At 48.6% G+C, this 1,295-nt stretch carries 1 protein-coding gene; it reads right to left on the reverse strand.

Going from position 1 to position 1,295, the window contains the following annotated elements; genetic code table 11:
• Positions 1 to 30: 30 nt before the first annotated feature.
• Entirely contained in the window at positions 31 to 1,203 is a 1,173-nt protein-coding gene (locus tag Q0140_RS01440) for a HAMP domain-containing sensor histidine kinase (RefSeq protein ID WP_297960909.1), read from the reverse strand.
• Positions 1,204 to 1,295 lie beyond the last annotated feature (92 nt).

Genomic DNA, 1,295 nt, shown 5'->3' on the forward strand with positions numbered 1-1,295 from the left:
AATTTTAAAATTTTACTAAATTTTGAAATTTTATTCGCGCCACGTAAGGCGGAAGGTCGTTATCTCGCCCGGCACGCTTTCGTAGCCGACGTCGATTTTGTATTTTTTACAGATCGCCCTTACGATGCTAAGCCCGATGCCGAAGCCGCCCTCGCTTGAGTTAAAGCGCGCGAAACGCTTAAAAATTTCGTCGCCCGCTTTTTTGTCGATCCCCTCGCCGCTGTTTGAGATCTCAAAATGTCCCGCACTGAGCTTTATGCGCACGAGCCCGCCTGCGTCGGCGTATTTTACGGCATTGCTGAAAAGATTATCGATGAGGCGCGAAATTTCATAGCCGTTGGCTACTATCGTCGCCTCGCCTAGGCTCGATTCTAAGCGAAGTTTGCGCTTTTGTATAAAAGGCGCGAAATACTCGCTTCTAGAGGCGATCAGCTTTTTTAGGTCCAAAAGCTCGCGTGGCGCCTCCTTTTTCAGCCCGAACGTCAAAAAGACGAGGTCCTCGTAGATCCGAGAGAGAGTCTTGGCGGCCAGATCGATATTTTTGATCCGCTTGGCATTGTATTCGCTAAGCTCCTCCTTGCGCGTCGTCTCGACGCTCATAGAGATGATGCTAAGAGGCGTGTTGATCTCGTGCGTGCTGTCTTTGATGAAGCGATTAAGCGTGTCGATCTTGTCGTAAAGCGGCTCGGTGCCGAGCTTGACCAAATAAAATGCGATGCCCGTGATCACGCTCAAAAGCAGCGCCAAAAGCGCGATCATCTTGGCGCGCAGCATCATGATCTGCCCCTGCACTTCGCTGCCTAAAAGGATTATTTTGGCCTTGGAAAAGGCGTTTCGCTCCTCCATGTTTTGGAGATTTTCATAGATCGCGATCTTGCCGTCTAGGACGAACTCGCCCTGTAAATTTGATGGATTTAGCGCGGATAGCTCGCCGTCGCATCCGTAAATTTGCTTACCGTCTTGTGAGATGATGCACGCGCGCACGCCCTTTTCGCGCTCAAAGTTATCGAGGCTATCAAGCCCGTCCATGCTCGCTTTCATATACATCATCATCTTGATCTCTTTTAAATCTTTGATCTTCGGATCAAGCAGGCTTTGCTTTTTCATCTCGTAGTGGTTATTAAAAAAATAGCCCAAAAATAGCGCGCTCGTGATGAGATAAAGAGATAAAATTTTTAAAACCAGAGCGTTTTTTTCAGACATACAAGTAGCCTGCGTTTCTGCGATTGACGATGCGCGATTCGCCTAGGACGCGGCGTAGATTTTTGATGTAAGTTCGCAGCGCCTCTTCGCTC

Source organism: uncultured Campylobacter sp. (genome assembly GCF_938045405.1).
GTDB lineage: Bacteria > Campylobacterota > Campylobacteria > Campylobacterales > Campylobacteraceae > Campylobacter_B.